The organism is Candidatus Omnitrophota bacterium (assembly GCA_028716245.1).
Lineage (GTDB): Bacteria > Omnitrophota > Gorgyraeia > Gygaellales > Profunditerraquicolaceae > UBA6249.
Map to the genome: position 1 here is coordinate 15,997 of JAQUQW010000003.1, position 24,234 is coordinate 40,230.

29 protein-coding genes are annotated in these 24,234 nt (G+C 41.3%); 1 reads left to right on the forward strand and 28 read right to left on the reverse strand.

The window, feature by feature from the left end:
- From PHG87_06155 to PHG87_06200, 10 genes are all read right to left on the reverse strand, one after another.
- A partial coding sequence (locus PHG87_06155) for a hypothetical protein (protein MDD5477758.1) occupies positions 1-621 on the reverse strand: 621 nt, incomplete at its 3' end.
- On the reverse strand, positions 622-1,626 hold the full coding sequence (locus tag PHG87_06160) for a U32 family peptidase (GenBank protein MDD5477759.1): 1,005 nt from the start codon (positions 1,624-1,626) through the stop codon (positions 622-624).
- Positions 1,627-1,639: 13 nt separating this feature from the next.
- Entirely contained in the window at positions 1,640-2,800 is a 1,161-nt protein-coding gene (locus PHG87_06165; protein MDD5477760.1) for an ATP-binding protein, read from the reverse strand.
- Positions 2,801-2,821: 21 nt separating this feature from the next.
- A complete protein-coding gene (locus PHG87_06170; protein ID MDD5477761.1) occupies positions 2,822-4,102 on the reverse strand; it encodes an O-antigen ligase family protein in 1,281 nt (426 codons plus the stop codon).
- Between the two features lie 365 nt (positions 4,103-4,467).
- Positions 4,468-5,415: a hypothetical protein gene (locus PHG87_06175; GenBank protein MDD5477762.1), complete on the reverse strand. Its 948-nt coding sequence runs from the start codon at positions 5,413-5,415 to the stop codon at positions 4,468-4,470.
- Positions 5,415-6,533 (reverse strand): radical SAM protein, encoded by a 1,119-nt coding sequence (locus PHG87_06180; GenBank protein ID MDD5477763.1) that lies wholly within the window; start codon positions 6,531-6,533, stop codon positions 5,415-5,417. Before PHG87_06180 ends, PHG87_06175 begins: the two co-directional genes overlap by 1 nt.
- Positions 6,534-6,968: 435 nt before the next feature.
- Positions 6,969-7,250 (reverse strand): PqqD family protein, encoded by a 282-nt coding sequence (locus PHG87_06185; protein ID MDD5477764.1) that lies wholly within the window; start codon positions 7,248-7,250, stop codon positions 6,969-6,971.
- Entirely contained in the window at positions 7,195-8,661 is a 1,467-nt protein-coding gene (locus PHG87_06190) for a UPF0489 family protein (protein ID MDD5477765.1), read from the reverse strand. Before PHG87_06190 ends, PHG87_06185 begins: the two co-directional genes overlap by 56 nt.
- Entirely contained in the window at positions 8,658-9,056 is a 399-nt protein-coding gene (locus tag PHG87_06195; GenBank protein MDD5477766.1) for a S24/S26 family peptidase, read from the reverse strand. Before PHG87_06195 ends, PHG87_06190 begins: the two co-directional genes overlap by 4 nt.
- Complete coding sequence (locus tag PHG87_06200; protein MDD5477767.1) at positions 9,049-9,966, reverse strand: SPASM domain-containing protein; 918 nt, start codon at positions 9,964-9,966, stop codon at positions 9,049-9,051. Before PHG87_06200 ends, PHG87_06195 begins: the two co-directional genes overlap by 8 nt.
- Positions 9,967-10,011: 45 nt before the next feature.
- Between PHG87_06200 and PHG87_06205 the strand changes: the two genes are divergently transcribed.
- Positions 10,012-11,154, forward strand: a complete 1,143-nt coding sequence (locus PHG87_06205) for a nucleotidyltransferase family protein (protein MDD5477768.1) — start codon at positions 10,012-10,014, stop codon at positions 11,152-11,154.
- Here PHG87_06205 and PHG87_06210 read toward each other — a convergent pair.
- The 18 genes from PHG87_06210 to PHG87_06295 form a co-directional block, all read right to left on the reverse strand.
- The gene (locus PHG87_06210; GenBank protein MDD5477769.1) at positions 11,037-12,080 is read right to left on the reverse strand and encodes a hypothetical protein; all 1,044 of its coding nucleotides are present in this window, start codon (positions 12,078-12,080) and stop codon (positions 11,037-11,039) included. The two genes, PHG87_06205 and PHG87_06210, sit on opposite strands and share 118 nt — an antisense overlap.
- Entirely contained in the window at positions 12,064-12,810 is a 747-nt protein-coding gene (locus PHG87_06215; GenBank protein MDD5477770.1) for a WecB/TagA/CpsF family glycosyltransferase, read from the reverse strand. The genes PHG87_06210 and PHG87_06215 overlap by 17 nt, the downstream gene beginning before the upstream one ends.
- Before the next feature lie 17 nt (positions 12,811-12,827).
- A complete protein-coding gene (locus PHG87_06220; protein ID MDD5477771.1) occupies positions 12,828-14,561 on the reverse strand; it encodes an ABC transporter ATP-binding protein in 1,734 nt (577 codons plus the stop codon).
- An 18-nt stretch (positions 14,562-14,579) separates the two neighbouring features.
- Entirely contained in the window at positions 14,580-14,831 is a 252-nt protein-coding gene (locus PHG87_06225; protein MDD5477772.1) for a F0F1 ATP synthase subunit epsilon, read from the reverse strand.
- A 3-nt stretch (positions 14,832-14,834) separates the two neighbouring features.
- Positions 14,835-16,235 carry a F0F1 ATP synthase subunit beta gene (atpD, locus tag PHG87_06230; GenBank protein MDD5477773.1) on the reverse strand — a complete coding sequence of 467 codons (1,401 nt, stop codon included), beginning with the start codon at positions 16,233-16,235 and terminating at the stop codon, positions 14,835-14,837.
- A gap of 4 nt (positions 16,236-16,239) precedes the next feature.
- Positions 16,240-17,094: an ATP synthase F1 subunit gamma gene (atpG, locus tag PHG87_06235; protein ID MDD5477774.1), complete on the reverse strand. Its 855-nt coding sequence runs from the start codon at positions 17,092-17,094 to the stop codon at positions 16,240-16,242.
- Between the two features lie 6 nt (positions 17,095-17,100).
- Positions 17,101-18,624 carry a F0F1 ATP synthase subunit alpha gene (atpA, locus tag PHG87_06240; GenBank protein MDD5477775.1) on the reverse strand — a complete coding sequence of 508 codons (1,524 nt, stop codon included), beginning with the start codon at positions 18,622-18,624 and terminating at the stop codon, positions 17,101-17,103.
- A 1-nt stretch (position 18,625) separates the two neighbouring features.
- Complete coding sequence (gene atpH / locus PHG87_06245; protein ID MDD5477776.1) at positions 18,626-19,174, reverse strand: ATP synthase F1 subunit delta; 549 nt, start codon at positions 19,172-19,174, stop codon at positions 18,626-18,628.
- Entirely contained in the window at positions 19,171-19,668 is a 498-nt protein-coding gene (atpF, locus tag PHG87_06250; protein ID MDD5477777.1) for a F0F1 ATP synthase subunit B, read from the reverse strand. Before atpF ends, atpH begins: the two co-directional genes overlap by 4 nt.
- Positions 19,669-19,686: 18 nt before the next feature.
- Positions 19,687-19,914, reverse strand: a complete 228-nt coding sequence (locus PHG87_06255) for an ATP synthase F0 subunit C (protein ID MDD5477778.1) — start codon at positions 19,912-19,914, stop codon at positions 19,687-19,689.
- 15 nt (positions 19,915-19,929) lie between these two features.
- Positions 19,930-20,682 (reverse strand): F0F1 ATP synthase subunit A, encoded by a 753-nt coding sequence (gene atpB, locus PHG87_06260; GenBank protein ID MDD5477779.1) that lies wholly within the window; start codon positions 20,680-20,682, stop codon positions 19,930-19,932.
- Positions 20,679-20,909, reverse strand: a complete 231-nt coding sequence (locus tag PHG87_06265) for an AtpZ/AtpI family protein (protein MDD5477780.1) — start codon at positions 20,907-20,909, stop codon at positions 20,679-20,681. The genes atpB and PHG87_06265 overlap by 4 nt, the downstream gene beginning before the upstream one ends.
- Positions 20,910-21,041: 132 nt before the next feature.
- Positions 21,042-21,446, reverse strand: a complete 405-nt coding sequence (locus tag PHG87_06270; GenBank protein ID MDD5477781.1) for a biopolymer transporter ExbD — start codon at positions 21,444-21,446, stop codon at positions 21,042-21,044.
- Entirely contained in the window at positions 21,443-22,060 is a 618-nt protein-coding gene (locus PHG87_06275) for a MotA/TolQ/ExbB proton channel family protein (GenBank protein MDD5477782.1), read from the reverse strand. Before PHG87_06275 ends, PHG87_06270 begins: the two co-directional genes overlap by 4 nt.
- A 68-nt stretch (positions 22,061-22,128) precedes the next feature.
- Positions 22,129-22,467 carry a hydrogenase maturation nickel metallochaperone HypA gene (locus PHG87_06280; protein MDD5477783.1) on the reverse strand — a complete coding sequence of 113 codons (339 nt, stop codon included), beginning with the start codon at positions 22,465-22,467 and terminating at the stop codon, positions 22,129-22,131.
- Positions 22,460-22,798, reverse strand: coding sequence for a 4Fe-4S dicluster domain-containing protein (locus tag PHG87_06285; GenBank protein MDD5477784.1), 339 nt, complete (start codon positions 22,796-22,798; stop codon positions 22,460-22,462). The genes PHG87_06280 and PHG87_06285 overlap by 8 nt, the downstream gene beginning before the upstream one ends.
- Positions 22,799-22,800: 2 nt before the next feature.
- Complete coding sequence (locus PHG87_06290) at positions 22,801-23,886, reverse strand: nickel-dependent hydrogenase large subunit (GenBank protein ID MDD5477785.1); 1,086 nt, start codon at positions 23,884-23,886, stop codon at positions 22,801-22,803.
- Entirely contained in the window at positions 23,873-24,232 is a 360-nt protein-coding gene (locus PHG87_06295; protein MDD5477786.1) for an NADH-quinone oxidoreductase subunit C, read from the reverse strand. Before PHG87_06295 ends, PHG87_06290 begins: the two co-directional genes overlap by 14 nt.
- Positions 24,233-24,234: the final 2 nt, after the last annotated feature.

The window sequence follows — 24,234 nt, forward strand, 5'->3', positions numbered from 1 at the left end:
ATTCACAAATGGCGTATATAGTGATTTCTTAAGCCGGATTCTTCTTAAATTAACCCCCTGCAAAAGATTATTCAACTCCACCCTCTGGACGCCAAGTTCGGTTAAAAGATCTTGAACAAAAGGAGAATTCACATAAGATTGCCTTGCCCCATCCTGATACTGTTGATCAGGAACCTTATGAATAATTATATTTATCTTCCCATCTTTACCTCTTACCGCGATAGGCGGCTGTTTCTCTAAAACCTTTTTTATTCCCATATCTCTTTGCTGCCGGGCTAAAAGCCTGCCTAAAGCAATTTCAAATGTTCCATTAAATTCAGTGCGTAGATATTCTAAAACTCCCCAGTCATTTACTATAATCTCAAGATCCTTAACTTTTTGCTTCCTAAACCAGCAGAATATTTCTTTCAATCTTTTTAATCCACACTCTGCAACAAAAGGGCTGACAAAACTCAAGCTAAGGTTATTATCCTCCGCAAACCCTAAAACCTTTTCCGTATCTGTCAGTAAAGGAATAAGATTCTGGCAAAATTCTATCCCCCAATATAGCCGTTGATATTTATCTTTCTGGAAATATTTTAGGTTTCCAAGATTGGTTATGTGGATAGCCTTTTCCATCATTTAACAGCCTGGCGGATAATAACAGTCATAATGATTGCATTTAATCTTAAATGTATTTTTAAATAACTCCTTGCATTTCTCTATATAATCCGTTTTAGAAATATTGCTATTCTCTAAAAAGATTAAAGATTTCCTTATAAACGCGGTTGCCTTAATCTTATCTTCCGTAGGCAGGTTCCGATCTAATACTTTAAGATTAGTTATTCCGATTTTTTTAAAATCGTAAATCGCGCAGGCGCCGCAGCCTTCAATATGCTTTTTCATCCAAAATGTGAATGGCTTAATTTTTCCTATTTGTTTATTATCAGCTACTGAGATCTTCTGCCGCTTAAAGGATGTGCGGCAACCGCCTCCATAACCGCGAGAAGGCAAACGCGAAACGGTAAAAAAATACGCATTACCCCTGGCTCTACCCTCTTTTTTTACGCTGCCTGCCTGCTCTTTGCAATAGGCGCAAAATCCATCTTCAAAAAAACAAAGGTCATGGATAATAAATACTTCATATTCTAAGGAATTATCCGCTTCAACAACATCCTTTATCTCTTCAATGGCCATTGACCGCGGGAAAACAATCCGCGTAGCCCCTAAATTTTTATAGAATTTAACAGCCGCGGAATTAAAAATGGCCGCGTCACAGCCGGCAATCACATCCTTGCCAGCCCCGCAGGAACGAAGTAATCCCGGATCAGCAAAAATTATTCCATCCGCTCCTATATCCAATACATCTTTAATAATCGTTTGCGCTGCTTTATACTGCTCTGCTAAATAGAAAAAGGCATTCATTGCTATGTGCACCTTAGTTTTATATCGATGCGCGACCTGAATCGCCTTTTCTAAATCCGCTAATTTAGTAAAATTAGCTCCCGTTGAACGCTGATTTAGGGAAAAATCCTCATACCTTTTCCTCCAGCTATACGGCTCGATACCGCAGAAAAACTCATCCGCGCCTGCCGCGCATAAAGGCGCGACTTCTTTTTTATGAGTAAGGGGTGATTTTATTTTCATTTATTTTATTAAATTAAAGGTTAACTTTCTCCGCATTTCTATAGCTAAATATACCGGTTGCTCCGCGATGCTGATCTTCATTGCCACCGTAAATCAATGCCGGCTTGATGGCATTTTTCTTATTAATCTTCTGATAATACCGCAAACCTTTAAAATAATCATCGTTTATCGTGCTTCCGAGCTTTATCTCAACCGGCTTAACGGAAACGCCATTTTCAAGAAGAATATCGACTTCATTTCCGATATTATCGCGGAAAAAATAAATATTACTGTTTTTACCTTGGTTTGTCCGCGCCTTCAGAAGTTCGGCAACAGCAAAATTCTCAAAAAGCGCACCTTTTAATGGATGGTTAGCGATGTGCTTAGCGTTCTGTATGTCCAATAGATACGCGGCCAGGCCGCAATCGGTAAAATAAAGCTTCGGAGCTTTGATCAGCCGCTTGCCGAAATTAACATGATGCGGGCGCACAAAAAATATGATATAGCTTGCCTCAAGCACGCCTAGCCAGCTTTTGGCGGTGTTATGATTAATACCGCAGTCATTGGCGAGGTTTGACAAATTTATAATCTGAGCCGCCCTGCCGGCGCACAGCTTGAGAAATTTCTCGAATTTTGAGAGATCTTTGACGTTTATTAGCGCGCGGATATCACGCTCCAGGCATGTGCTCACATAAAAAGAAAGCGCTTCGCTAGGATTAAGTTTTTTATCGTGGATGCGGGGGTAAAAACCCGTGAAAAGGACTTTGTCTATAGAGACTGCTTTATTAGCGTAGATTTCAGTATATGAAAATGGCAGAAGAACGGCTAAGGCTGTCCTGCCGGCAAGGCTCTGGCTAACCGTATCCGAGCGATGAAAGTTCCGGCTTCCCGTCAGAATAAAAAGTCCCGGTTTATCTTTTGTATCCACTATCTCTTGGATATACGGCACCAGTTCCGGAACACGCTGTATTTCATCAATAACAGCCCCATTTTTAAGGCATTCGTTTAAAAAAGACCTTGGGTCGGTCCTGGCGTAATCGCGTGTGTCGATATTTTCAAGCGAAAAGTATTTTTTTTTAGGAAATAACGCTTTACATAAAGTAGTTTTCCCGGATTGGCGGGGCCCCGTAAGAGTAACTACGGGATATCGGTGGGCATAGTGAAGGACCTTTTCTGAAATAGCTCGTTTTATCATGATAAAAGTATATATTATAATTTACACTTTGTCAATACAATTATCAATCTGTAAAGAAATCTTAGCCGGGCCGCTTAAAAAAGATAAGCTTCCCGCGTAACTCCAAAATAAATAACTCGGCGCGACCCAATAAAGCCCGTCATAGGTTAAAAAAGAACAGAGCATCCCGATAAATCCGGATAAAAAAGATACCAACAAAAGCTTATCTTCGTTTTTTAATAATATTCTCAACCTATCCCTGATCCGCGCAAAAAGAAAAGCAATAAATACTAAAAATCCGCTAAGGCCGATAATCCCGGTTTCGGTTAATATCGTTATGTACATACAATCAGCGACTTTCCCATCATAATTGGAATAATCGGCTAAACGCGGCAGGTAATGGTCAAAAAATACCCGGTAATGCCCAAAGCCTAATCCCCAAAACAGATTGTCCTTTAAAATTGGCCCGATGGACATAATTCGGCCTAGCTTAGCGGAATAAGAATGCGGGGCAGCCAGCGACTGCAGAGAGTAGCGAACGGAAGGAAAACATAGAGAACAAATTCCGATTATTATCGCGCAGAGCAATACTAACGCCCAAAGATAAAGCCACTTCTTGGACTTAATTAAAAAAGTTACCATCACCGACATCGCCGCGAAAAAACCTAAAAAAGCTCCCCGGGAAAAAGTCAAAATTATGCCGATAAATATAATCGCCGCGTAAATCACAGACATTAACTTTAAAAATGGTTTCTTTTCCAGTGATTTTAGCGCGATAGCCAATGGCAAAATAGCTACAAAATAAGTCCCTAACGGGGTGGGATGGAATTGCGTGGACATCATCCTGCGTCCTTTAAAAACTTCAAAATACATATTTCTGGCGAAACAGGTATAAATAAAATTCTGCTTGGTCAAAAACTCGATAATTCCATAAACGCAGATTAATACTGCCATCAGGCAGAGGCTTCTGATGATTAACCGCCCGTAATTTTCTTTAAAAGCGGTTTTGGCGAAAAAATATAAAAATGGTATCGGAAAGATAAACAACCAGAAATACCGATAAGCAACCGCGGGATCCTTGACGCTAACCAGGCCGCCGATCATTGTTAATAAAAACACGCAAAAAGGTATTTCCACTTTATTAAAAATTGACTTATAAATATCTTTTTTAAGCCAGAACGCCGCCATTAATAAAACACAGGGCAAAATAATAAATTTAAACGGCCACTGCTCACTAACGCAGGGAGCAAAAAAAGATATCCATAAAAATAAAACAATCATCCCAATACAATTTATCTTTTCTAATCGACTGAATATGTCCATAAGTTAAGTTTTTACCCATGCCCCCGAAATTACCGGGATCCTAAAAAACAAAAAAGGCTCCGGAGGAGACATTGCTCGATAACCCAGCCGCAGCCTCGCTCACATCATTAATTAAGTATTGTGCCAAAAAAATCACAAAGCATTACGAGCTAACAGTTGGACCTCCTATTGGAAAAGTACCAGAACTATCCCCACCCAAATTACCACTACATTCTCGAAAAGTCCTTGACCTACCAAAAGAACTACATGCAGTAAATTGACTCCCAAGGTTTGTATATGCGCCAAATGAAATTATAACTCCCCAGTGACAACTACACGTCAACACCGCCTGCTCGGGGTTGAGTTTTACCCGCGTAATCACCGGTTTAAATTTGGTTTTTCTTCCCATCTTTACACCTCCTCACAAAATTAATTACTTTCTCATTATTCATAAAGCCTAAACTATAGCAGGAAACATTCTTTACTAAATCATCGCAAAATGCAACTATATTTTCTAAGCAATCTTTATCCCAGAAGGTGGGGAATAATGCAGGATAAAGCAGGCTAAATGCTTGTTTTGGCGGAATCCGTGTTATGGTGTTTTTAGGACAATGGTGGATAAAGAATATTCTTTTAAGCGGCGCTGATTCAATCCTAGAAGCAAGATAATCGCTAAATTCACCGTGCCAGGGAGAGCCGTAGATGAAAAATTTACCGTTGAACTTACGTATAATTATACGATCATCATTTAAGACCGTCGCCCTTGAGTGTTTATGCCAGAGTCTGGCGGTGGTGCTTTTGCCTGCCCCGGATTTACCGGCGAAAAGCAAACCCCGGCCACCGACATCTTTTATTCCCACAGAATGAGTAAAGATACCCTGATTCCTCTGGGCAAAATAATTTATCAAAAGCACCTGAAGAAAATCATAGATTATGTCCGAGGTATTCCAAACCTTGCCTTTATTCTTCTTAGGCAATAGATAAACTTTTACTCTATCAAAAGTTTTATTTACCAGCATAATTTGTTTTTTGTCCTCAAGCGGGCATTTATAGATATAGATATCGCCTCTTTTAAGCAGGCGCCAGTTCTCGTTTTTATCCTGAAAATGATAGGTAATAAATACCGGTTTTGTATTCAAGACATCGGGAAGTTTATCCGCTATTTCGATATCAATTACAATATCCGGCCTTTGGCTTCCTTTATAGAAGAAATTATCAAACCGTTCAGCAGCTTCCAGCTTCTGTCCTTCCGCGCTAAACTGCTCTAAAGGGAAACAACTTTGCATCAAGATAACCGTATCCGCGATTTTAAGATTAACCTTGTAGTCTATCATTATGACACGATGCTCCTTTCAGGATAAATTTTCATTCTTTTGCCGGCCTTTGCTTTTACCATCATCTTTTTTGCTGTTTCTTCTGCCAATTGGCAATAATATAACACTGGCGCTTCTTCGTCACCCGTCTCTAAATACGCCCTTGCCGGGCAATGATAGCAGATTGGCCGCCAAGAGCAATCTTTGCATTTAGAGTCGGTTTTAAAGCGCTCATTTAATATTTGTGTAGGCCAACGATAAAAACCCTCTTTGAATGGTGTAGTTTTTAAATCTATGCTAAATTGATCTGAAAATATACAAAACTTAAGCCGTCCATAAGGATTAATAAAAAATTGCTGCATCCAGGAATTGCAATGATAAAGCAGGCTTCTCTCCTGTTTTAAATCGGGAAAATCGCTATGGAGCCCCTTTTGATATTCTCCCCAGATATCCGGGTCTTGTTTTCTTAACTCCACCAGCTCTTCAAAAGAAAGCCGGTGATTACACGGCGCCTTATCGCCATTTACCCGAGGATAAATCATCGGGTCATATTTAAAACGATACTTATTGTCCGCAGGCTTGCCTAAAAGCTCCTCTGTCCATCTTTTTATCTTGGCAATCTCATTTTTGTTCTGTTTTAGGCAATTGGATTTTAATATAAGTTTAGTATTGTTCTTTGATAATAACTTAATATTTTTAATTACCCGAAAAAAAGAACCGCTAACTTGGGTAATTGATTCATAGGATTCTTGGGTTATGCCATTTAGAGTTATCTCAATGGAAAAAGGAGGATATTTCGCCAAATAATTGACAATTTCTTTGCTCAGGCTGTAACCATTGGTAAAAAGCGTGATAATAAAACCCTTACTTTTAGCATAGGAATAGATTTCTAAAAAATCACCCCTGACTAAAGGATCTCCGCCGGTAAAAGTAAGCCAAAGACAACCTTCTTGCTGAAGCGTATCAAGAATTTTCTTCCACTCCTCAGCAGTCAATTCTCTGTCTTCCGAACTTTTGCAATAGCAATGAACGCAGTTTAGATTACAACGATAGGTGAATTCAAGCTGGCCGCTCCAGGGATAATGCTCTTTTTTACTATTTAATTTACGAATAAAACGACCGAGGCTATTTTTTTCCATTCTTTCAAACGCTAATCCACACGAATTTCAAAGGTAATTAAGTACTATGCCCCCGGAATTCAAATAAACAACTAGGTAAATCACCAAAAAAATAAAAAGGGTTCAGGAGGAAGCGCTGCTCAATAACCCAGTCGCAGCCTCGTTCATCATTAATTAGATATTGTGTTCCCAATTAAAATGGCTTATGAAGTGCCTGTCGTGGTTCTAGTAAAATTAATTAATGGACCTGATCCTGAAGGGAATATGCAGCCCCAAACCGCCCCTTTATTGTGCGAATACCCTTTCAAGGACGGTCCAGCGATTGCGGTTTGGTACCCCCAACCGTAACAATTACACGACAACACCGCCTGCTCAGGGTTGAGTTTTACCCGCGTAATCACCGGCTTAAATTTAGGTTTTTTGGGCATCTTACTTCTCCTTTCCAGGATTAGCAATTTATTTTACCGCTTTGATCTCTTTTAAGTCTTTTAATAATTTCTGCATCTCCTTGTCTACTTCTTCGGGCGTGGTATCAAACTCCTTCAGGAGCTTACTTTTAAGCTCGGTCAGCGTCCTTTTGCCGTCGAGCAATTCCCAAACCCTTGAAGCAACTTTATTTAAAGTATAGATACAGTTTATCTCATCTGAGGTCTTATAAATCGGCAGAAGTATGGTCTCATCTTCAATCACCCGAGTTACCATATCGGAATTCTTGCGTAAAACAGTCTTTTCTTGCATTGGTTTTACCTCCTCTTGAAAGAATCTTCTCTATCGCCCACATCTTTTTTTCAGTTTTATCCCACTTTTTTATCGACCTATTGTTTTTTAGTTTTCTTTCTTTCAGAAATGCCGCCTTAAACGCATTATATCTACCGGTAACCAAATCAATTATAGCATGTTTTTCTTTTAACAAAAAGGCAATCTTTAATAGGCGCAAAGTCGTTTCCAACGCGTCAAAACCTAAGATCAACGAATTTTTATAAAAAACAGCCGCCTTGGGGAATTTTCTTTGTTTTTCATATATCCGGCCTAAAAGATAATGGCTTTGCGCGTCTAAACGTTCAAATGATTGATACCTTAACAATAATTTCTTGGCTTTATGAATATTGCCGAGTTTAAATTCCGCGGCTGCCATTCCCAAGAGGTATTGCTCTTCTAGCTTATTAAACAATCCTTGATTGCCCTGCTTTAAAGCCAAGGAAAAATATGTTTTTGCTTTTTTAAAATTATTTCTTTGCAGGAAAATTTGGCCCAAACCCAGAAAGCAAGCGGGGTTTTTGGGATCAACTTTCAATATTTTTGAAAATTCTTTTCTCGCTAAAGAAAACTTCCCCAGAGATAAGTAAAGCGGCCCATAATTATTATCTGAAACCCTGTAAGCGGGATCACAGGCGATTGCTTTTTCGTAGTATTCTTTTCTTCCCGTGGACCTAAAAAGATTAAAATTCTCGGCTGCCGCTAAAGCGGCCCGGAAACGGTTTCTAAATTCTCCGGGAGAAAAATTATAGGCGAGCTCATCACCTAAATGCTTATACTCCATTGGTGTATAACCGCCGTTTACCGAATAGGCGATAGTGATTATTTGCGGCTGTCGTATCTTTCCCTTAAGCGTTTCTACCAAATGAGCTGGCGTAATCCAAGGTTTTCTTTTGCCTATATCGACTGTATTGTTTGCATTCACAAGGCTATCTATAACTAAAAAATCAGTATCGATATCAAGCAAAACCTTCTGCTTAAAAATAGGCAGATTTTTTAAGGTGCAGACAATAAATCTCCTGCCAGAAAGCCTGTTTGATAATTTTCTTTGCATGCACAGAGCGGCTTGCGGTATACTGCCAGCTCCCGGCACCACCCAGTAAAAATCCCTGACAATGCCCTCCTGCATTGCCGGATAAATATAATTGCCGATATTTGCCTGCTTATCCAAATCATTTTCATACTGTTGATAAGCTAAACTATGCTCTAAATCGCTTTTTAATTCCTTCAAAGTTTTTGCATCCCGAATTATATTATCTATCGGTTTTGCCTGATAAAACCCAAAATCAATATGGGCGTCAATATGCACCAAATCAAGGTTTTTAAAACCCTTCTGCCGCCAAATGGTTAGCGCTGCATCATGGTCTTCGATAAGGAACACGCCTTTACTCATCTTTTGCGAAGTTTCATATAAACAGGTTTTAAAGACTTAATAATCAAAGGGACAATGACCACCATAAAGCTATTGATCAACCTATTTCTCCAAATTGTAAGATTGATCATCCTATTATTTTTTATAATACCAACCACTTTACCGATAAACATTTCTCGGGTTATCGGTTCCGGCGCAGACAGAGAATTGTCTCCCCGCGTATAGAGAAAATCCTTATTTTTCCTTACTAGCCGATGACAAATCAATTGGTTATTTACCCGGTATAAAATAATATCCCCGGCTCTTAAATCATCTGCCGGGAATTTTTTAATCACCAGTTTTTCTTTCGGCCGGATAAACGGCCACATACTAAACCCGGAGGTTTCAAAAAATAATAGATCTTCGGAATTATTCACGGATCCCTTTCGGCGCGGGAAAATTCAACGCGTCGCAAACTTTACAAATCTCTGAACAGCTTCGGGATCCTTTTGCTAGCGATCGCCTGGCGCTTTTAAAAAAATCTGAAAACCAGATGTCCTTAAGAGTTGAATCTTTGGCATCCCCCATAACTACCTTCCACAATCCATCCGCGCAGCATAAAGGCACAGTCCCATCATAACCAATAACTATTTCGGTTAACGGCCTCAGGCATTGGATCTTTAGCGGATTTTTTAAAAAAACTCCCGCGTTTGGGCTTTGGCCGGCACGATTGCCGAAGTAATCGGTTTTAGCCCTATAATTAATTATAACTTCGCCACCCAAAACAGCTGAATTATTTAGCAGTTTCCTTATGGAGGGATTCAATTTGTGCTGATCATTATAATTATTTATGATAATCCTATTTAAACCGGATTCGAATAGTTCATTCACTAAATTCGCGTTAATCAAAATGCCGTTAGTATACAGATAAAAAAAATTGTTTTTCAATAGGCCCCTGGCAATTCTTATCCGAGAGGATAAACGCGCATCCAAAAGCGGTTCGTTATTGCAATGAAAGGCAATGCTTCCAATAAAAGATAAATTTGCCAATTCATTAAGTATCTTTAGGTATAAACTCTCGAGCATAAGGTTTTTGGGATTTTTTGCTCCAGCTTTTGCCGACGCCGGGCAAAAAGCGCAATCATTATTACAATAAGAAACGGTCTCAATAAATACTTTATCAAACAACTTATTTTTATCCGCAGGCACCCGGAAGTTATTTTTAATAACAATTTCTTTTAATTTGAGATAATTCTTTTGCATAAAATTGCTGCGGCGCAGGAATCTCCTAACCTTTGATCTTATGCCGTAAACATATTTATTCTTATTCCTTATTTTAATTGTCATATTAATCTTCTATTTAAGCTGTATCTCTTATGTTATAATTTGAATATGAACGAAAGGAAAATACCCAGTGAACATAAATTAATCTTGCTTTGTACAAGATTAAAGATAAACGAACCTAACCGGAATGAAATCTTGGGCCTTCTAAATGGGCCGCTTAACTGGAATAGAATAAGAGAATTCTCCGTCCGGCAAGAAATCCTGCCTTTTCTGTATTATAACTTAAACAGGCTGAATCTTCAAGATTCCATCCCTCAGGAGATGTTCGCAATAATGAAAAACTACCATTATTCTAACCTTGTTAGAAACTCAATGTTAGAAAAAGAGGCTGCGCTTATTCTGAAATCGGCCAATTCCGCGGGCATAACCATTATGCCTTTCAAAGGCTTTAGCTTAATACAAACAATATACCAGAGCAATCCTGAGCTAAGGATAATGGTTGATGTCGATATACTTGTAAAAGAAACTGAATTTCCGAAAATAAAAAATATTCTTACCCAAACAGGCTATATAGAAAATACGGATACTATTGGCAATAAAATCGCTTTCGAAAACGTCTTCTCAAAAAAGCTTTCCGCGAGTTTTTCGTCAATTATAGAGATCCACACCGAGCTTTCTCCTGCCCGCCCTTACCCGCTCAAACTCCCGCAACTTTGGGAAAGAACCCGGGAAATAAACATTAATAGCCAGAAAATATCGCTTTTATCCGCGGAAGACACATTTTTATCCTTAGCCCTGCATTTACGCAGGCATCTGCGGAGGCTAACTTTAAAATTTATAGTCGATATTTCTGAATTGTTAAGCGCGAGCGGCGAAAACCTTGATTGGAAATATATAAAGAAATCGGCCCAAGATAGCCATATGATAACAACCGTTTATCTTTCTCTTTATATCACGAAAGAACTGCTGGATATGCCTGTTGCCGGCAAAATCTTAAATGAATTCCGGCCAAATATCATTAAAAACGCCCTGATAAGTTTATCGATAAACAAACATAATTTTTTTACTTTTAAAAAATGGCAAGCCACGTTTTTGCGGTTTTTACTTTTTGACCGCCTTTTAGACTTCTTCCTTTATCTCTGGCGGGTATCTTTTGTCGAAAGATTTATCGGCAGACGGGCCCGCAAAAAGACTAAAACAAACGCTATACCGAGAATACCGATAAGAAATATTGTGGAAACCAGGAAGTAAAAAAGCGCTTTGGCTATAATAATATCTGATTTTAAGCTTTTACTAAATCTATCCACGTAATGAACAAACCTATCTTCTCCGCCAAATAGATAACTCGTCCCTATTCTGATGCCATTGGGAAGCTTATCAATGTAGCTTTGGAATACAGAAAAAAATCCATATCTGGTATTATACTTATCGATAAAATCGTTTCCTGTGCGCAAAAATACGCATTTTAAAAGCTTCGAGTAAGAAACCGGCATTGCATTGTGTTCCTCTGCCCCACTTCCTATTCTCTGAATCAAAATATTTCCGGTTCGATCATCCAGCAGCCTTTCTCTTAATTCTAAAAAGGAAAGCGGGTTGCCCCGCTCGGTAGCGTAAAAACCAAACGTTGTATCTACAAATACCCATTTTTTTAAGCTTTTAATATAAACTTCGTTCACCGAGTGAGCCAGCGGCTTAAACTTCTCGCTTTCTAAAGCCCATAATCTTGATTTTAAGCCTAAACCGGATAAATACGCGGAGAATAAAATCGAGCGGTGAAAACAATTCGCGCCCCGGGCTCCCTCTCTTATCTGCCTGAGCATGCCATCGGGAGAATCCCATTTTAAAACTCGGCCCGTACGGTTATTATTCGAAAATATATTCATTACATATTTTGCGGCTTCAAGCATAGCTTCAAAGTCATCGTTTTTGTTCCTGATTAAAGGCCGGATCTCATTTTTAAAAATATCGAGCCCGGGCTTATCCGGTTCGAGATGAAAATATCCCGGGGCCTTATCCGGCTGCCAGTAAAAATCATCCGGGTTAACGGACTCAATAATATCCCAGACAGCCAAATGTGAAAACGCGCGGCTTTTGAATAACGAATAACCAATAACCCCGTCGATTAAAATAATTATAAAAACAGCTAGGTAAATATTTCTTTTAATTATTCTTTTCATATCCGCTTAATTTACACCTAAGAATATGGTGAATAAAAATCAGATTCCCCAATAAGTATCTCTTCCACAACCTTTTCGGCTGCTGCCACAATCTGTGCAGCCATTCAAGCCCAAATTTAATCATCCAGTTCGGCGCTCTTTTTCGTTGGCCGGACAACCAATCAAACACGGCGCCTACAGCCCAATATAAATTAACATTTAACGCACCTATATTATTAGCTATCCATTTTTCTTGTTTCGGAACCCCCATCCCAACCATTAATATATTTGGCTTTAAACTGTTAATTTCTTGAATGATTTTCTGCTCTTCGGATTTAGCAAAAAAACCCTCCCGGCTGCCTACAATTCTTAATCCTTTGGCCTTCAATGCTTCTGCTGTCTTTTTAACGGTTCCCTCCCGGCCTCCCAATAAATAAATGGTTATCTTTCGATCTTTCAGTTCGGAAACTAACCTATCAAAAAAATCCAATATGTTTACCCTTTCCGGCAAAGGGTTACCTAAAAATCTCGCGGCCCAGACCACGCCCTGGCCTCCGGTGTAAACCAAGTCTGCTTTTTGCAGAATTTTTTTATATTCATTATCGATTAAGGCGGTATTTACACAGTGCGCGTTAAGATAGGTTATAAATTTAGCCTTATCCGTAAGGGCGTATTCCAGAATTTTCCCTATGATATCATCGGCAGCCAGCGCCCCAACCTCTATGCCTAAAAAATTAATAGTTTTATGCATCTAAAAATAGAAATAAATTACTGATTATGAAAAAAATCCCGGTAAGCCTGGCTTTCGGATAAAAGCTGGTCATGGACGCCTGCTTCTATTTTTCCATCCCCTCTTAAAAAATATATCCTATCCGCGTCTTTTATCGAAAACAGCCGGTGAGAAATAACTAGGGTACTTAAACCCTGCCTCTTTTGCCTCAAAGCCTTGAATAGCCGCTCTTCGGTAAAAGAATCCACGGAAGAAGTGGCTTCATCAAGAATAAGCAAATGGGGATTTTTTAATATCGCCCGGGCGATAGAAATCCGCTGTTTAAGCCCTTGTGAGAGGCGGCAGGCATCCTCGCCGATCAAAGTATGATAACCCTGAGGCAATTGACTGATAAAATCGTGAACACAGGCAATTTTGGCCGCCTCGATTATCAATTCTTCTTTAATATTTTTAAAACCATACCTTATATTTTCTTTTATGGAAACATCAAATAAAAACGGCTGTTGAGTAGCGACAGCTATTCTTTCTCTTAAGGATTTTAATTCTATTTCTCTCAAGTCCAAACCATCCAAGCATATCCGGCCCGCGTCAGGATCGTATAACCGCAGGATCAGATTAATCAGCGTGGTTTTGCCGCATCCCGAAGGTCCGACTATCCCGGTCCATGAACAAGCAGGGATCTTAAAATTAAGCTCATTGATAACGGGTTTTCCATTATACCCAAAACGCACATCTTTAAACAGAATTTCTCCTTTTATGGCGGGTAATGTTTTTGCTTCTGGCGCGCTTTTTATCAAAGGCCGGGTATTCATAATCTCAAAGAAGTTATTCAGGGAGACCGCTTCCTGCGTAAGAAAAGCGAAATTGTTGCTCAGAGACCCCAGTAACCCTCCTAACTGAGTAAGATACAGCATAACCGCGGTATAGCTGCCCAGCGTCATTCTTCCTTTAATTATCAACCACCCGCCATAAAGAGTGATTGCCCCGTAGATCGCCTTGGTTAAAAAAGACGAACTCAAAGAATTGATTGTGGTCCAGCGAAAACTTTTTATCCTCCAGCGGATATTCTCAATCCAAGATCTTAAATAACTCCGCCTTTGATATGACTCCAAGCCGAATGCCTTAATAATCAAAACCCTGGAAAAAGCTTCATAAACCTTTTTGGAAACTAAAGCGCTGTATTTCCAGAGCTCTTGATAAATGGGCCTGAGTTTTTTCTGCAGGTAGACACTATGCAGGATAAAGAGAGGGCTTAGAATAAGCAAAAACACAGTCATCCGGGCATTAATCCAAAACGAAATCCCCAGAATAATGAATAACTTGAAAATATCCACCAAGAGGCGCGGGAACTGTTCGAGGATAAAGTTGGCAACGTTCTCTACATCGGAAAGCCTGTAAACATTTTCGCCTACGGATTGGGATTGAAAAAAACTTAAATCCAGGGAATAGAATTTTCTGATAAACCGGCCGGCTAAATCGAGCTTTAACTTTATGGCTATTTTGTTTTTTATGATATCTTCGGCGGCCTTAACCGATATAGTGAATATGAATATCGCCGCTCCCACAATAGACAGGTTCAGGAATTTGTCAAAGTTTCTGGCGATAAACGCCTTGTCGATAAACAACTTGGAAAGATACGGCGTGATCAGCGCGAGGCTGGAAGAAAAAAGACCCAATAAAAATAATACGAGGATCCGTTTCCGGTAAAAAAATATAAATTTTGCTAGGAGTTGATTATTGCGGAAAAGCTTAAATCTATTTAAAAATTCCATATTTTTATTATACACATCTTACTTAAGAAGAATCGTGGCTTTGTTCTGCAGGACCTCAAGATACCCGGTTTGTTTTGTTTCTATAGCCTTGGTTAGGCCGGTGCTATCCTTAAAAGTAATTACCCCGGGTTTGAGCTTGGCAATCACCGGGGCATGAAACGCTAAAATGCCAAGATAACCTGATTCCGAAGGAGCCACCAGAGAAACCGCCTCTCCTTCATATATTGTCTTATCGCTGGAATAAATACCGATCTGAAAAATATTAGCCATATCCTATTTATTATTAAGCAGCTGTTTATTTTTCTCTATCGCTTCTTCGATTGTGCCCACCATATAAAATGCCTGCTCATGCAAATGGTCAAGCGAGCCGTCGATAATCATCTTAACCCCTTTAATCGTATCCTCAAGCTTCACATATTTTCCCTTCATCCCGGTAAAGTTCTCCGCCACAAAAAACGGCTGGGAAAAAAATCTTTGCACTTTACGCGCCCGCTGCACGGTTAATTTATCCTCATCCGATAATTCATCGACTCCCAGGATTGAAATAATATCGCGCAGGTCTTTATAACGCTGCAGGACCTTCTGCACGGCTAATGCGGTGTTATAATGATCGTCGCCCAGGAGGCGCGGGTCCATAATCCGCGAGGTAGAATCCAGCGGATCAACCGCAGGGTATATGCCCAACTCGGAAATTTGGCGCGACAGGACAATTTTAGCGTCAAGATGTGAAAATACGGCAGCCGGGGCAGGATCAGTCAAATCATCCGCCGGAACATATACTGCCTGGATAGAAGTAATCGAACCGTTGCGGGTGGAGGCAATCCTTTCCTCAAGCTGGGCCACTTCCGTTGAAAGATTCGGCTGATAACCTACTGCCGAAGGCATACGCCCAAGCAAGGTAGAAACTTCCGAGCCTGCCTGGATATAACGGTAGACATTATCAATAAATAAGAGCACGTCTTTTCTCTCCTGGTCGCGAAAATACTCTGCCATGGTCAAAGCGGATAAACCGATACGCAGGCGCGCTCCCGGCGGCTCATTCATCTGGCCAAAAACCAGGGCGCTGTTTTTAACTACCCCGGATTCATTTAGCTCAAGCCATAACTCGTTTCCTTCCCTGGTGCGTTCGCCAATTCCGGCAAAAACCGAAACACCCCCGTGCTCCGCAGCAATGGTCCGGATTAATTCCATAACAATAACTGTTTTGCCTACTCCTGCCCCGCCGAATAATCCTACTTTTCCCCCTTTAGGAATAGGCGCCAAAAGGTCAAGCACTTTTAATCCTGTTTCCAAAATATTCTCAATGGGCAGCTGTTCCTCAAAATTTGGCGAATCCCTATGTATAGGATTTCTTATTTCCGGATGCTCTAATTTACCCTTACCGTCAATCGGTTCACCCAAAAGATTAAATATCCGGCCTAAAGTCTGTTTGCCTATGGGCACGGTAATCGGGCTGCCGGTATCATTTGCTTTCATACCGCGCACTAAACCGTCTGTAGACCCCAAAGCAATGCAACGCACGGTGCTGTTGCCGATATCCTGAGCAACCTCCAGAGTAAGGTTAATTCCTTCCTCCTGGACTTTAATCGCGTTCAAAAGCTGCGGCCCCTGGCCCTCCGGAAAACGAATATCCACGCTTGGCCCGATAATCTGAATAATCTGCCCCTCTGCCATAATTTTATCCTTTCAACGCTTCAGATGATGAAGTGATCTCTAAAATATCCTGGGTAATTCCCGCCTGCCTGACCTTATTCCTCAAAAGCAGCAACCCCTCTAAGAGTTCTTTGGCGTTATCAGTTGCGGTTTTCATGGATATAGTCCGGGCGGCGTGCTCGGAAGTAAAAGCCTCTAAAAAAACAAGGCGCATTTTAACCAAAAGGTATTGCGGGACTAAATCCTCCAGTATACTTTCTAAATCCGGCTCGACGATATATTCAGCCGGTTTTCCTTCTTTTGATTCAATAGGCAGGAGGCGCTCGATATTTGCCTTCTGCACGATGGAATTTTCAAAATAGGTATAAGCCAAATAAACCGAACCAACCTGGCCGCTTAAGAACAATTGCATAAGTTCCGTAGCAATCTTATCACAAGTACTTTGTGTAAATTTCGCGTTTAAGCCTACATATGAATTTATAATTTTTACCGGCCTGGCCCTAAAATAGCTTAAGCCCTTCTGGCCAATCAAAATTAGTTTCACCTTATCTGTACCATTTTTATCCAAGAATCCTTCCACAGCGCGAATGATATTTTGATTATATGCTCCGCATAAGCCGTTGTCGGAAGCAACCACGCAGAGGGCGATATCGCCTGAGCCAAAAGATTTTTTAAAATAGCCCGCCGGATCCCCCGATGATAAACCAGCCAGGTTATGCATAAGATTTTCCAGCCTCAAGGCATAAGGCCTTAAAGCGAATAACAGGTCCTCGATACGGTTAAGCTTGGCAACCGAAATCATCTGCATGGCCCCGGTTACTTTTTTAGTATTCTCAACACTGCGAATACGATTTTTTATCTGCTTTATGGGCTGCGGCATAATTTTTTAAGGTTTAATCAAAAATTCTTTTTTAAAATCAGCAATTAAATTATCCAACTTGTTTTTCAGGTTTAAATCCAATTCATTCTTTGAAGTAATCTCCGCTTGAATTTCCGGATATTTCTGCTCGATAAATTTATAAAGCTGGCTCTCAAACCTCTTAACCGCGACAAGAGGCAGGTCATCCAAATACCCGTTGGTGCCGGCGTAAATAATAATTATCTGTTTTGCTGTTGCCAAAGGCTCATACTGCACTTGCTTTAATACCTCCACCATCCTTTCGCCGCGGGTTAGCTGAGCGCGCGTAGTTTTATCCAGATCCGTGCCGAATTGCGTAAAGGTTACCAGTTCCCGGTACTGCGCAAGATCCAACCGGAGTTTTGAAGCCACCTGGCGCATCGCCTTGCTCTGTGCCTTGCCTCCCACGCGGGAAACCGATAATCCCACATTTACCGCGGGCCGCACACCGGCATAAAATAGATCGCTTTCCAGATAGATCTGTCCGTCAGTAATCGAAATTACGTTGGTGGGGATATAACTTGAAATATCTCCGGCCTGAGTTTCAATAATTGGAATCGCCGTTATTGAGCCTGCCCCCAGTTGATCGTTTAATTTTGCGGCTCGCTCAAGCAGCCGCGAATGTAAATAGAAGATATCGCCCGGATAAGCTTCTCTTCCCGGAGGCCTCCTTAAAAGTAAAGATAACTGCCGGTAAGCCTGGGCGTGTTTGGATAAGTCATCGTAAATTACCAGGACGTGCTTTCCGGCATACATAAATTCTTCGGCCATAGCGGTGGCCGCGTAAGGAGCAAGATACTGCAGGCTTGCCGAAGCCCGGCTGGAAGCGCTGACAATCGTAGTGTAATCCATTGCCCCGTGTTTTTTAAGTACTTCACTTACCGCCACCACACTGGATAACTTTTGGCCGATCGCGCAATAAATACAATAAACATCCTTGCCTTTTTGATTAATAATCGTATCGATGGCAATGGCGGTTTTTCCGGTTTGGCGGTCTCCGATAATCAACTCGCGCTGGCCACGGCCGATAGGGGTCATCGTATCAATAGCCTTTATCCCGGTCTGCAATGGTTCTTTTACCGGCTGCCTCTGGACCACATTAGGGGCAGAGGATTCCAGCGGCCGCGCCGATTGCGTATTGACCTGGCCTTTACCGTCGATTGGCCGGCCTAAGGCATTGACTACCCTGCCAACCAAAGCTTCACCTACAGGAACCTGCACAATCTTACCTGTACGTTTGACAATATCCCCTTCGCGGATATTTTTATCCGGGTTGTCCGTGCCAAAAATTACTACCCCGACGCTATCCTCCTCCAAGTTTAAAACCATCCCCATGATATTATCGGAAAACTGGACCAATTCTCCCATCATTACATCATCCAAACCGTAAATACGCGCGATGGTATCCCCCACCTGGATAACTGTGCCGATAGACTCGGTACGCAGGCGCGTCTTATATTTTTCTAACTCCTTCTTAATTATTGAAGTAACCTCTTCCGGTTTTAAAACCATATCAATCCATCCTTACTGTAGTAAGCCTCTCTCTTAGGCCCTCGAGGCGTTTTTTTACCGAACCGTCAATAATAGTATTACCGATAATTATCTGGACTCCTCCTAACAAACTGCCGTCTAAATTTATATAAAATCTTAGGTCCTGTTTAAATTTTTTCTTTAAAGCCGCCTCTATTCTTCTAATCAGATCCAGATCCAACGGGAAAGCAGTCTTAAGCAGCACATCAACCTGCCCTTGATGGCTGTATTTTGCACGTAAGTACTCGGCAACATCCAAGAAGATATTGAAACGTTTTTTTTCAAGAAGGAGCTTTAATAAATTACGCATCTCATCAGCAACACCGTCCTTGATTACTCCATCGATAATCAGGCACTTCTCAAGGTAAGAGATCTCCGGATTATCCAGCAACTGGCCAAACCCCGGATTATCGCGGATAATATTCTTTACAATTACCAGATCCTCCAGGGCTTTATCTGTTCCGCAATTGGCCTTAGCAAAACTTAAGAAAGCTTCGGCATACCTGCTGACCACTGCTTTATCTTTGATCATTCCACTTTCTCAATTTCTTTAATAAAATTTTCCACTATTTTGCGGTCACCGTCTTCAGTGAGCCTCTCCTGGATTACGCTTTTAGCAGCGCCCAGGGCAATATCCACAATCTTATCCTTGAGCTGTTCCTGAACCTTAGAGACCTCGTATTTTACCTGATTGCGCGCATCGGTAATAATGTCCTGCGCCTCCTCATAAGCCTTCTTGCGCATTTGGGAATTTATCTCCTTACCTTCTTCAATGGCCTCCTTAATCTTTGCCTGCGCTTGATCGGCAATTAAAGAAATCTTAGCCTCATAATCAGACTTAAGCTTGGCAATCTCAAGCTTAGAATTCTCTATCTCACCAAGCTCAGAGCTAATTTTTTCCCTGCGCTGGTCCAGGAGACCAAGGATTTTCTTCCAGGCAAAATGCTTGAGCAGAAATAACAGCAGAAAAAAACTTAAAATTTGGGCAAAAATCTCATTTGCGCTGAGCATCTTCAATAATTCCACCTGACTATTCCTTTCCGATTATTTTCCGGCGTACATAAAAGCAAAAACCAAGACATAAATGGTAATTGCTTCGATAAAAGCGCAACCGATAATCATATTCATCATGATCTTATTGGTTGCCTCCGGCTGCCTACCGATCGCCCCCAATGCCGCAGCTACCGCTATACCTAAACCGAGCGCTGAACCTAATGCTGCTAAGCCCAGCGACAAAGGAACGCCTAAATCTAAAGCTGCTTTAAAATCCATTTCATCCTCCTTTTATTATACAGTTTCTTCTTCGTGAATTAATACCAGTGCAAAATATATTGTCGTTAACAAAGTAAAAACTACTGCCTGAACAATTGCGGTTAATACCGCCATCGACATATTAAAAAATAAAATCGGAAATCCTTTAATGCCAAAACCGGAAAGCAAACCGATTAAAACCTCATCCCCCCAAATATTTCCCCGCAGACGCAGAGATAAGCTTAACGGGCGAATAAGCTCGGTAATAATGTGCAAAAAAAACATAAATAACGGCAAAATAACCGTAAAGGCCAATACGCCCCGCGGCTTGCCGGCCAAGTGGTCCACATACCCTAGAAAGCCCATCTCTTTTACCGCGGTATATTGCACATAAAAAAATACGCACAGTGACAAGGCCAGCGTCGTGGACCAGCTGGCGGTGGAGGCTTTTACAAACGGAATAAGCCCGGAAAGATTCATAAAAAGTATATAAACAAAGAGTGTGCCGATAAAAGGAGTATATTTTCTGCCCTTAGGCCCCAGGATCCCGCAAATAAAATCATTCAGCCCTCCCACAACCACCTCAGCGCAGTTTTGAAGGCGTCCGGGAATCAAATTATTCTTTCTGGAAGCAAAATAAGCCAGGATACCCAACACCAAAACAATAACCAGGGAATAACTGACATGCTCCCAGAGATGAATAAATTTAAATAACGGATTTGCCGGAAACTTCTCGGCTAATACGGCAAAAATATCCGGCAGCTCTGGGGCGGCGATATTCTGGCTCATTTCTTATTCATCCTGGCTACCATTTTTAAAATCCTGATCATCTCCATTACTCCGGCTATAAAACCAATGGCAACACTCAATAAAACTACATGGGGAGACAGGTTAAATTTCTTTTGTATAAAATCCCCCACAAAGTAACCTGAAAGCGGGCCGACTGCCAGCATAAATGGGATAAAAGTGACAAAGCCCACAGTTTTTACCCCTTTATAAAAATTTTCTTTACGCATAAACTACTGATAAAAAAATTGACGTCTGCTATCCACTATCGGATTTAGGACGTCTTCATTTTCCTAACTACTGCTAACACCTCTGTAAGTTCATATTATGATAACATAAAATCGAGGTTTGTCAATTACTCTTTATTCAGTTCTAGTGGCGATATTTAAGTTCTGTATACCCAGTTCATTAAAGATATCCAACAGATTGACTATATCCTTGAACCTGACCATTTTATCCGAAAACAAAATTACCTCTAAGCCGGGATTATCCCGATGGATCCTGGAAACTTCTGCCTTAAGGCTTTTGCGGGAGGTAAGTTTATTATCCAGATAGATCAACCCTTCATTGGTCACCGTAATACTGATCTGCCGGTTCTCCTGCATCGGGCTTCCCGTCGCCGAACTGGGCAAACTAACCCGGATATTCGATTGCAGGATGAGTGGAGTAGTAATCATGAATATGATCAAAAGCACCAAGATCACATCCGTAAACGGAGTAATATTTATTTCGGCGATCAGTTTTTGTTTTCTGGCAGGAGGCCTCATTTTTTTATCGCGCTCACCAAATCCATGGTTTCAGAAGCGGCTAATTCCATATCTTTGATAAAATCATCGATTTTTTTCATAAAATAATTGTAGGCAACCACTGCGGGCACAGCCACGCAGAGGCCGGCGGCAGTACAAGCCAGGGCTTCGGATATCCCGCTGATGACCACGCTTATTCCTCCTGAGCCGCTGGCGGAGATATCGTGAAAAGCCCGGATAATGCCTAAAACTGTCCCGAATAACCCGATATAGACAGCGACGCTGCCGATAGTGCCGATTATAGCGGTAAAACGTTCAAGTATCGTGGTCTCAATAATGACCTGGCGCTCCATATTATTGGAGGCCTCTTTCTCGCTGCAGTCAAAAAAACTTAAGCCCGCATAAACTACCTGGGCAAAAGGAGCCGGGCTGTCTTTACATATTTTAACCGCCGAATTCAGGCTTCCTTTTTTAATCTCTTGGCGGATCTTGAGCATGAAATCTTTGCGTTTTAACCTGGATTTCAGGCGATAAAAAATAATTCTTTCCAGGATAATGGCAACCGACAAAACCGATGCAGCCAAAAGTATGATCATGGTAAAACCGCCGACTTTGATTAATCCCCAGATATTCATGATGAAAATCCTCCTGTTTACTAAAATAAGGATAGAAAATAATCGTTATTGGAGATAATATAGCACAACTAAGATTTAAATACCACTTTTTCGATATGTATTTGCCGGTTTGCCGCAGAACGCTGGCCTCCCCCGGCACATTTGGGGCAGAGAAAACTTTTATTTATGCGTTCAAAATCCAAATTACATTTAGGACAATATAATTTTGTCTCTACCGGGTGAACGGATAATTCGACATCTTTAAGCCGGCTATCTTTTTCTCTAATCTCATCAAAATAAAGTTTGATGGCATCCGGATCCAAACCGCTGGAATCACTAACCGACAAAATAATTTCCAAGACTTCTTTTCCTTTGCCTTGAGTTAAAGCGTCCCGGATAATCTTCTCAACAAGATGATACTCATGCACGCCTAAAAACCTCCTCCTCCCGGATTTGAGTAGAGGCAGAATAGGTGTTCTTCATCGATAAACATTTTACCGGACAGATCTCCGGGCAATAGCCGCAGGAAACGCAACGCAAGCGATCAATCTTCCATTGCTTATCCGCCTTGGTTACGGTAATTGCCTGGGCAGGGCATTTCCTCTGGCACATACCGCAATAGATACACTTATTTATATCTATGGTAATGCTGCCGCGCGTATTCTTATAGTAAGTTTTAGGCACAAAAGGATAGCGAAAGGTTGCCGGCTTGGCGCACAAACTCTTTAAAACCTTTTTGGCCATCACGAATATCTTCATTCTTATCGCTCCGTACAACTTATACAGGGATCAATGGTCAAAACTAAAATCGGCACATCCGCCAGCTGGCATCCCGGCAATAATTTAACCATCGCCGGCACATTGGCAAATGTGGGAGTGCGCACCCTTAGGCGCTGGAGCAACCGCGAACCGTCCGCCTTGGCGTAATAAATTACCTCGCCCCGCGGCTGTTCAGTGCGGGCAAAAAATTCACCGTTTGGCGTGCCGGTCACTTTAACTTCAATATCCCCAGGTTGGATTTTTCCAACTGCCTGCTTAATCATGTCGATAGATTGAAAAATTTCCCGTATCCTTACCCGGCAGCGGCTATAACTATCCCCGGCTGTCTCGGTGATCGGCTCAAAATCAATTTCTTTATAAACAGCATAACCTAATTTACGCGTATCTAAACTGACCCCGCTGGCCCTCAGTGTCGGACCGACTGCCCCTAAAATATAGGCATCTTCCTTGCTTAATACGCCGACCCCCACTAAACGGTGTTTAACTGAACTGTCATTTATAAAAACATTGGTAATCTCTCTGATTTCTTTGGCGTAATTTTCTAATTTTGCCGTTATCTCTGCTAATTTTTCCGGAGAGATATCTTTTCTTACTCCGCCGATTTTGGCTGAACCAAAGATCACTCTGCCTCCGGTAGTCTCTTCGATAATATCCAGGATCTTTTCTCTCAATCTCCAGGTGTGCATAAACAGGGCTTCAAAACCAAAACCATCGGCCATTAATCCCAGCCATAAAAGATGGCTGTGGATCCGCGATAACTCCGACCAAATTACGCGCAAGTAATTGGCCCGCTTAGGCACCTCTATCTGCATGATCTCTTCAATCGCAATGCAATATGTCAGGCCGTGGATAAAACTGCAGATGCCGCAAATCCTTTCGGCAACATAAACAAAATCGATGAAATCCCTCTTCTCTACTAACCTCTCAAGCCCGCGATGGATAAATCCCAGCGAAGGAATCGCCTCGATTACCTTTTCATCCTCAACCACCAGATCCAAGTGGATCGGTTCAGGCAACACCGGGTGCTGCGGGCCAAAAGGTATAATTGTCCTCTTAGGGCTGTTCATTTTGCGGATTGAACCCTCTCTTTATAGAAGTACGGTAAAAATTACCTTTATAGTCTAAGGCGATGTCCTTAAATTTTACGCCGAATAAATCATGAATTTCGTTTTCATATAAAAAAGCGCACCAGTAAATACTGCTTATACTGGGAACCTCAATATTTAAATCCACAAGTTTGATCTTAACATTGGTAAAATGATACCCCTTATCAAAAGAGTAGTTTATCTCCAGGCACTCCGGTAGCTTGGTAGCCCCGATCTGCACCAAGCGGTGGCCGGATTTACAAAAATCTACGGCCTGGCTTAACAAATCCTTAATCTCGATATTAATTAATTTCTGCTCTTCGATCATCT

What these genes read in the sequence shown, in the direction of transcription:
- PHG87_06160 (MDD5477759.1), bottom strand. Translation starts at nt 1,626, where the DNA reads ATGAAAATAAAATCACCCCTTACTCATAAAAAAGAAGTCGCGCCTTTA.
- PHG87_06165 (MDD5477760.1), bottom strand. Translation starts at nt 2,800, where the DNA reads ATGATAAAACGAGCTATTTCAGAAAAGGTCCTTCACTATGCCCACCGA.
- PHG87_06170 (MDD5477761.1), bottom strand. Translation starts at nt 4,102, where the DNA reads ATGGACATATTCAGTCGATTAGAAAAGATAAATTGTATTGGGATGATT.
- PHG87_06175 (MDD5477762.1), bottom strand. Translation starts at nt 5,415, where the DNA reads ATGATAGACTACAAGGTTAATCTTAAAATCGCGGATACGGTTATCTTG.
- PHG87_06180 (MDD5477763.1), bottom strand. Translation starts at nt 6,533, where the DNA reads ATGGAAAAAAATAGCCTCGGTCGTTTTATTCGTAAATTAAATAGTAAA.
- PHG87_06185 (MDD5477764.1), bottom strand. Translation starts at nt 7,250, where the DNA reads ATGCAAGAAAAGACTGTTTTACGCAAGAATTCCGATATGGTAACTCGG.
- PHG87_06190 (MDD5477765.1), bottom strand. Translation starts at nt 8,661, where the DNA reads ATGAGTAAAGGCGTGTTCCTTATCGAAGACCATGATGCAGCGCTAACC.
- PHG87_06200 (MDD5477767.1), bottom strand. Translation starts at nt 9,966, where the DNA reads ATGACAATTAAAATAAGGAATAAGAATAAATATGTTTACGGCATAAGA.
- PHG87_06205 (MDD5477768.1), top strand. Translation starts at nt 10,012, where the DNA reads ATGAACGAAAGGAAAATACCCAGTGAACATAAATTAATCTTGCTTTGT.
- PHG87_06210 (MDD5477769.1), bottom strand. Translation starts at nt 12,080, where the DNA reads ATGAAAAGAATAATTAAAAGAAATATTTACCTAGCTGTTTTTATAATT.
- PHG87_06215 (MDD5477770.1), bottom strand. Translation starts at nt 12,810, where the DNA reads ATGCATAAAACTATTAATTTTTTAGGCATAGAGGTTGGGGCGCTGGCT.
- PHG87_06220 (MDD5477771.1), bottom strand. Translation starts at nt 14,561, where the DNA reads ATGGAATTTTTAAATAGATTTAAGCTTTTCCGCAATAATCAACTCCTA.
- PHG87_06225 (MDD5477772.1), bottom strand. Translation starts at nt 14,831, where the DNA reads ATGGCTAATATTTTTCAGATCGGTATTTATTCCAGCGATAAGACAATA.
- atpD (MDD5477773.1), bottom strand. Translation starts at nt 16,235, where the DNA reads ATGGCAGAGGGGCAGATTATTCAGATTATCGGGCCAAGCGTGGATATT.
- atpG (MDD5477774.1), bottom strand. Translation starts at nt 17,094, where the DNA reads ATGCCGCAGCCCATAAAGCAGATAAAAAATCGTATTCGCAGTGTTGAG.
- atpA (MDD5477775.1), bottom strand. Translation starts at nt 18,624, where the DNA reads ATGGTTTTAAAACCGGAAGAGGTTACTTCAATAATTAAGAAGGAGTTA.
- atpH (MDD5477776.1), bottom strand. Translation starts at nt 19,174, where the DNA reads ATGATCAAAGATAAAGCAGTGGTCAGCAGGTATGCCGAAGCTTTCTTA.
- PHG87_06255 (MDD5477778.1), bottom strand. Translation starts at nt 19,914, where the DNA reads ATGGATTTTAAAGCAGCTTTAGATTTAGGCGTTCCTTTGTCGCTGGGC.
- atpB (MDD5477779.1), bottom strand. Translation starts at nt 20,682, where the DNA reads ATGAGCCAGAATATCGCCGCCCCAGAGCTGCCGGATATTTTTGCCGTA.
- PHG87_06265 (MDD5477780.1), bottom strand. Translation starts at nt 20,909, where the DNA reads ATGCGTAAAGAAAATTTTTATAAAGGGGTAAAAACTGTGGGCTTTGTC.
- PHG87_06270 (MDD5477781.1), bottom strand. Translation starts at nt 21,446, where the DNA reads ATGAGGCCTCCTGCCAGAAAACAAAAACTGATCGCCGAAATAAATATT.
- PHG87_06275 (MDD5477782.1), bottom strand. Translation starts at nt 22,060, where the DNA reads ATGAATATCTGGGGATTAATCAAAGTCGGCGGTTTTACCATGATCATA.
- PHG87_06285 (MDD5477784.1), bottom strand. Translation starts at nt 22,798, where the DNA reads ATGAAGATATTCGTGATGGCCAAAAAGGTTTTAAAGAGTTTGTGCGCC.
- PHG87_06290 (MDD5477785.1), bottom strand. Translation starts at nt 23,886, where the DNA reads ATGAACAGCCCTAAGAGGACAATTATACCTTTTGGCCCGCAGCACCCG.
- PHG87_06295 (MDD5477786.1), bottom strand. Translation starts at nt 24,232, where the DNA reads ATGATCGAAGAGCAGAAATTAATTAATATCGAGATTAAGGATTTGTTA.